Raw genomic sequence first — 7,039 nt, forward strand, 5'->3', positions numbered from 1 at the left:
TATTTTTTTGGAAAATTCTACTAGGCAAACCAAGACAGCGATGTCATTTCTCACAATGGTCAACAATACATTTGCCCGCAACATAGGTGCGCTGCAGTTGTAAATTATGATCCAGCACATTAATATCGGCACGCAAACCCGGCAAGAGACGCCCTCGATCTTCAAGGCCAAGATAGTCTGCCTGATATTGGGACAAGCGATAGGACGCCTGTTGCAATGAATCACCCAACATCACAAAATTGCGCAATGCCTGATCAAGGGTCAGCGCACTACCTGCCAAGGTACCATCATCAAGACGCACCGCCCCATCCCGTTTGAAAACATCATTTTCACCCAGCTTATATTGACCATCCGGCATACCGCAAGCGGCCGTTCCGTCGGTAACGGCATAAAGCCGTGGAATAGCCCGCATAGCAGCCAAAACAGCCCCTTTTTCACTATGAATGAAATCAGGGATAATCTCACAATAAAACGCTTTGGCCATGGCCGCACCCACCGCACCCGGATCTCGATGACGCAATGGCGACATCGCATTATAAAGATGGGTGAAAGATTGGGCGCCTGCCTTTAATGCACATATGCATTGGCCGTAATTTGCCAACGTATGCCCAATCTGGACACGAATACCTTTGTCATTAAGCCATGGAATAATTTCAAGGTTTTCTTCAAATTCAGGAGCAATCGTGATGACCTTCAAAGGTGCGATCGCATGAAATTCTTCAATCATAGCCTTTGACGCCAGTAAGGTATGGTTGGGTTGCGCCCCCAATTTATCTTTATTGATAAAAGGGCCCTCCAGATGTACTCCAAGAATATCGGCACCATCTGTCGGCTCTTGCATGACATTTCTAATGGCATATAGAGCGGCCAAAATATCATCCTTGGTCGCTGTCATCGTTGTTGCAAGAACAGACGTCGTTCCAAAACAAGCGTGACTGCGAGCCAGAACCTTTACCGCATCCCCCGCCTCCATTGTATCGCGTCCACCGCCACCATGGACGTGCAGATCAATAAATCCAGGAATAATATAAGATGCATCACCAGTATCGATATCGGCCTTTGCTTCAAGCGCCGCAATCAGACCGTTTTCTACGTGTAAGACACCACAAACCCAGCCATCAACGGTTAATATATTGCCCGCAAGTTTCAATCTGTTCTCCCTATGCATGATATCAGTTTATAGCATAGCGGTTAATACGCCATTACATACCACAGCGTAAAAGCCTATTTAATGCTTATCATTTTATTCTAATTTTCAAATTTTATCTTGATCAGGAACCATACCCAAACGCCCCATCAAACTGTCACATTATTAAGATTGACACGTACCATGCATTGCCCCATTCAATACCATCAACTCATAAATCACTGGACATTAAAAAATAGGTGACCTAATTTAAAAAAGTTAGTCTCTACAATTATGAGACGGTTCAAAAATTCCTAAATGCTATTTGGTATGAAAAATATAAAAATTTTATTTTTTTCTCTGATACTTATTTGTACCTTTGCTTGGCTTTTTACAGGTGACTATATTAAAATTACTCAGGGTTATTTTGCCTTTAGAAAAGAATTTATCCAAGTTACGGGATTAATATCATTTTGCGCTATGAGCGTTGATATCGTTTTAGCTTTACGACTAACTTGGATTGAAAACATATTACATGGCCTTGACAAAGCATATCGTCTACATAAATGGCTGGGCATCACTGCGCTTGTTGCCGCTATAATACATTGGCTTTTAGCAAAAGGAACAAAATGGGCAATTAGTTGGGGCTGGCTAGTTCGGCCTCCCAAAAACATACTAACACCTAATTTGTTCGAAAAAAATGATTTAGAATTATTCCTTTTGGGATGGAAAAAAAATGCAGAATTTTTAGGTGAATGGGTATTTTATATTACAATAATTCTTGGCATTATCACACTGGTTAAGTTATTTCCCTATCATTTTTTTCGAAATTATCATACATTTTTTATTGGCGTTTATCTAATCATTGTATTTCATACTATTATTTTAACAAAATTTTCTTACTGGTTACAGCCTTTTGGATTTTTAATATTTATATTTATCCTTTCAGGCAGTATTTCAGCGCTAGTCGTAATTTTCCATAGACTAGGCTTCCGAAAACGATATTATGGTTCAGTAATTAAATCTGAACAAGATCAATTTACGAATACTCATGTCCTAACAATTAGACTAAATGATGCATGGCCTGGTCATGAAACCGGTCAGTTCGCTTTTATAACTTTAGATAAAAAAGAAGGGGCACATCCTTTTACAATAGCCTCTCCATGGAACAGTGATGATCCTACTTTGATCTTTCATATTAAAACTCTTGGTGATTATACAAAGGCTATACAAAACTCTACTTTTAAAAACCAAAAGGTTCAAATAGAAGGTCCTTACGGTCGTTTCTACTTTAATAACACCCCACACCAGATATGGATTGCTGCGGGTGTCGGCATTACACCTTTTCTTGCAAGACTGAAAGAGCTTAAACAACATTCCCCAAAAAGAACAAATATCAATTTCATCTATGCCATTTCATCAATTTCACCAAAAAATAGTGCCGCTTTACAAAATCTTGCTCAATCAGCTGGCATTAATCTGACTATTTGGAGCACACTGCGCGACGGTCGGCTTAATAGCAAGGTTTTAATGGATATATTTCCTGATTGGAAACAAGCTGAAATATGGTTTTGTGGACCGGCTATTTTTGGTAAAAATCTTGAAAAGGACTTTTTGAAACAAGGAGCTATACCAAAAAAAATTCATCGAGAGCTATTTGATATGCGTTAGTCTCAGAAGAATATACTATAAATCCTGCCCAAATTGAGGTGCGCTCAATTTTTATCTCAGACAAAACTAGAATTCTCGGTTTTCAAATCTTTCTGTCCGCAGTTGCTCAGGGATGTTCGCCGTCAGCGCCTTTGAGATGAAAGTTGTATATTGGCTCAAGGAAGGATTTCAGTCTCATTATGCCATAGGAAAAAGCATAATGGGTATGAAGAAATCAAGTTCAGAACATTACAAACCGCCGCTTGATTTATCACAAAAATGCAGCATAATTTGCCAATCTAAAACAGGTAGGTTCCTCTCTTATTTTAAAACACAAGTTGTCTCAAAGCATTTAAAGACGGACAACAGTAGCTTTTTCATGACATCACCCTCTCCTTTTAGTAAATTAAGCAAAAATCCAACTTACCAATGCTTAGACTACCACCCATACGAGTTTTGCCACTTTCCCAAAACTCTCTGGCGCGTTTGCTAGCGTTTGGACTGAGTTGATTTTTGTCAATTTCAAATTCACTACACTTGCATCCTCTTTCGGTACAAGTGCGTATGAAACACGTTCAGTGAAAAATGGATCGTCGAGTTCATCACCCATATAGATTTCAAAATCGCCTGAATTCAATTTATCCAAGAGAGCAGCACCACTTGGCACTTCACCTTCGTTAATGCCAATTTTGGTGAGTTCAACTATCACCTTTTTTAATTGATCTTGAGATAAAGCATCTGGATTCTTATCTAAAAAATATGACAATCTCCATGATATATCACCCCATGCACTACTAGATTTAAACCCCATATGGGCTATAGATATATCCAGTTGATCGCCTAATATTTCTTGAATGCTATCAAAATATTGTTGATTTTCTGGTGATACATCAATCTTAACATTCATATCCTTAGTAAAAGCCTGAACCTCTTCATAGGTTTGAGGATTACGTGCTTCTAAGGCGTTTGCAACCAATTTAGATCGAAAATCCGCTTGAGACTTATCCCGAATATCAACAGCTTGCTTGGCAAGTTCTTAAATGTTCTTTTTAGCGTCAGAAGAAACTGACTTATTTGAGTTGTCGTTATTTGACCTTATCAATTGAAGTGCTATTTCCCCACTTCGACCATTTAATGCGGTAGATGATATAGTCATATCGCATCCCCTTATGAATACTGTGGCCTATCAAGCTCTCATAGCTATTCCAGCCATCCCTCACATTCTTCATAAATGTATCATAACGGTACATTAAAATAGCTAATTGTCAATTTTAACAATTTCATCATCAGGAAGAACACCGATCTTTATTGTAACACCATTTATTGTGGATGCTCCAATCACTACTGAAACAGTTATTTCTTCACCATTACGAATAACCTTAAGTTTTGGGTTCTTATCCTTGTCTATTATATATTCTAAAGGTACTATTATGGCCTTATGTGGGAGCGTCGACGTTACCCCATTATGAGTAGCAGTTTTATTTAGAGTCTGCGGTTGGTAATCCATTCGTATTCTGTGCCAGAAGTCCAGCATAAGCTTTTGGTGTTAATCCGCCCAACACCTTTTTAGGTCTCTCCTCATTATATTGCTGCCGCCATGCTTTGATAATAGTTTTGGCTTTCAGCAGATTGATAAACCAGTATTCATTGAGACATTCATCACGAAAGCGCCCGTTGGATGATTCAATATAAACATTCTGGTTGGGTTTGACCGGCTCAATTAGGAATAGCTTCACGCCATGTCTATGCGCCCTATTCACCATGATAGCACTACAAAATTCCTTGCCATTATCCGTCCGGATCGCTTGTGGCAAGCCACGTGTAAAAAAACCAATCGATCCATATGCGTCAGAGCATTGCTGCTAATGGCACGCTCAGGCACAATGGCAACGCATTCATGGGTGACATCATCAACGATGGTCAGGTCCTTGATCACACGACTATCTGCCGTGCGATCAAATACAAAATCCATTGACCACATCTGATTGGCATGAGATGGACGCCCCAATGGTATACGTTATGAAATCAATTTTTTGTCTAACCTGCAATCCTGCTTCTCTATAAAGCCGTTCCACACGCTTGTGATTGACCATCATGCCTGCCTGTCTCAGTCTCAGTCTCAGTCTCAGATTCAGATTCAGATTCAGATTCAGAATCGGTGCGCCTGTGAGATGATTTGACTGTTGGCGGTCTGCCCTGCCCTAATTTCTTTTTATAAGGAGATTTAAGAATGCAAAAAGCCCCTAACCATTTGATAGTTAGGGGCTTTTTTTAATGTTTGGTTACGTTGGCAGGATTTGAACCTGCGGCCTTCAGGTTATGGTGAGGTTACGAACGACGAGCTCCCATCGCCAGCGAAGATGAAGTCTTCGCGCCAGCGATAATGTTACATGATCATATATAGGGATTTGGTTGCGGGGGCAGGATTTGAACCTGCGGCCTTCAGGTTATGAGCCTGACGAGCTACCGGGCTGCTCCACCCCGCGTCAAATATTTTGGGCTGTAAGGAATGAGCCTGTTTTTAAATTAATAATTTGGCATTGACTGCCATTGTCGTGAGAGAATTTAATATTTGATGAGTTTTGCAGACCTGGCAGCGACTTACTCTCCCGTGCCTTAAGACAAAGTACCATCAGCGCTGGAGCGTTTCACGGCCGAGTTCGGAATGGGATCGGGTGCAGCCGCTCCGCCATAACCACCAGGTCGGCGAAGCTCATCAAAGTTTCAAGAAGCTGGATTTATTTGAGATAATATTTTTTGAATAAATATGGGTAATGGGAACGATCAAGTCGATCGAACGATTAGTATCAGTAAGCTTCATGTGTTGCCACACTTCCACACCTGACCTATCAACGTGGTCGTCTTCCACGGTTCTCAGGGAATACTCGTTTCCAGGTGGGTTTCCCGCTTAGATGCCTTCAGCGGTTATCCCGTCCGTATATAGCTACCCTGCTATGCGGCTGGCGCCACAACAGGTCCACCAGAGATACGTCCATCCCGGTCCTCTCGTACTAGGGACAGATCCTGTCAATATTCCTACACCCACGGCAGATAGGGACCGAACTGTCTCACGACGTTCTGAACCCAACTCACGTACCGCTTTAAATGGCGAACAGCCATACCCTTGGGACCTGCTCCAGCCCCAGGATGCGATGAGTCGACATCGAGGTGCCAAACAACCCCGTCGATATGGACTCTTGGGGGTCATCAGCCTGTTATCCCCGGCGTACCTTTTATCCGTTGAGCGATGGCCCTTCCACGCGGGACCACCGGATCACTATGACCGTCTTTCGACTCTGCTCGACTTGTCAGTCTCACAGTCAGGCAGGCTTATGCCATTGCACTCGACGAACGATTTCCGACCGTTCTGAGCCCACCATCGCGCGCCTCCGTTACTCTTTAGGAGGCGACCGCCCCAGTCAAACTACCCACCATACACTGTCCTGGATCCGGATAACGGACCGCAGTTAGACATCCATGTCGATAAGGGTGGTATTTCAAGGATGACTCCACAATGGCTGGCGCCACTGCTTCAAAGTCTACCACCTATCCTACACATGCCGACACGAATGCCAGTGTAAAGCTATAGTAAAGGTGCACGGGGTCTTTCCGTCTAACCGCAGGAACCCCGCATCTTCACGGGGAATTCAATTTCACTGAGTCTACGTTGGAGACAGCGGGGAAGTCGTTACGCCATTCGTGCAGGTCGGAACTTACCCGACAAGGAATTTCGCTACCTTAGGACCGTTATAGTTACGGCCGCCGTTTACTGGGGCTTCAATTCAATGCTTGCACATCTCCTCTTAACCTTCCAGCACCGGGCAGGCGTCAGACCCTATACGTCGTCTTGCGACTTCGCAGAGCCCTGTGTTTTTGGTAAACAGTCGCTACCCCCTGGTCTGTGCCACCCCCATCCGGTTGCCCGAATAAGGGTCACGCTTCTTCCGAAGTTACGCGTGCAATTTGCCGAGTTCCTTCAACGTAGTTCTCTCAAGCGCCTTGGTATTCTCTACCGGTCCACCTGTGTCGGTTTCGGGTACGGTCTATATGTGGGAGCTATTTCCTGGAACCGCTTCACTGCAACATCAATCCAATAAGACATTACAATTTACGCGATCCGTCACTTCCCACAGGTCCACGAATATTAACGTGGTTCCCATCGACTACGCCTTTCGGCCTCGCCTTAGGGGCCGACTAACCCTGCTCAGATTAACTTTAAGCAGGAACCCTTGGACTTTCGGCGAGGGAGTCTCTCACTCCCTT

General features: G+C 43.1%; 3 protein-coding genes, 1 tRNA gene, 2 rRNA genes and 1 pseudogene (1 of these 7 running past the window's edge). 1 reads left to right on the forward strand and 6 read right to left on the reverse strand.

Annotated elements, in window-relative coordinates; all coding sequences use genetic code 11:
• Nucleotides 1–43 precede the first annotated feature (43 nt).
• Nucleotides 44–1,150, reverse strand: a complete 1,107-nt coding sequence (gene nagA, locus ACYZ97_RS09065) for an N-acetylglucosamine-6-phosphate deacetylase (RefSeq protein ID WP_473298259.1) — start codon at nucleotides 1,148–1,150, stop codon at nucleotides 44–46.
• Nucleotides 1,151–1,456: 306 nt separating this feature from the next.
• Between nagA and ACYZ97_RS09070 the strand changes: the two genes are divergently transcribed.
• A complete protein-coding gene (locus tag ACYZ97_RS09070) occupies nucleotides 1,457–2,797 on the forward strand; it encodes a ferredoxin reductase family protein (protein WP_473298261.1) in 1,341 nt (446 codons plus the stop codon).
• A gap of 412 nt (nucleotides 2,798–3,209) precedes the next feature.
• On the opposite strand, the gene ACYZ97_RS09075 is transcribed toward ACYZ97_RS09070, so the two are convergent.
• The 5 genes and pseudogenes from ACYZ97_RS09075 to ACYZ97_RS09095 form a co-directional block, all read right to left on the reverse strand.
• Complete coding sequence (locus tag ACYZ97_RS09075) at nucleotides 3,210–3,752, reverse strand: hypothetical protein (RefSeq protein WP_473298263.1); 543 nt, start codon at nucleotides 3,750–3,752, stop codon at nucleotides 3,210–3,212.
• 502 nt (nucleotides 3,753–4,254) lie between these two features.
• Nucleotides 4,255–4,893, reverse strand: a pseudogene (locus ACYZ97_RS09080) (integrase core domain-containing protein); the annotation flags it as partial.
• Nucleotides 4,894–5,185: 292 nt separating this feature from the next.
• Nucleotides 5,186–5,262, reverse strand: a tRNA-Met gene (locus ACYZ97_RS09085).
• Nucleotides 5,263–5,364: 102 nt separating this feature from the next.
• Nucleotides 5,365–5,479: ribosomal RNA gene (rrf, locus tag ACYZ97_RS09090) — 5S ribosomal RNA — on the reverse strand.
• Between the two features lie 77 nt (nucleotides 5,480–5,556).
• Nucleotides 5,557–7,039: ribosomal RNA gene (locus ACYZ97_RS09095) — 23S ribosomal RNA — on the reverse strand; it runs 1,326 nt beyond the window's last position.

Source organism: Bartonella sp. bp_1 (assembly GCF_055808085.1).

Bases quoted from the DNA above. Each gene is read 5' to 3' on its own strand.
- ACYZ97_RS09070 (WP_473298261.1), top strand. From the start codon at position 1,457: ATGAAAAATATAAAAATTTTATTTTTTTCTCTGATACTTATTTGTACC.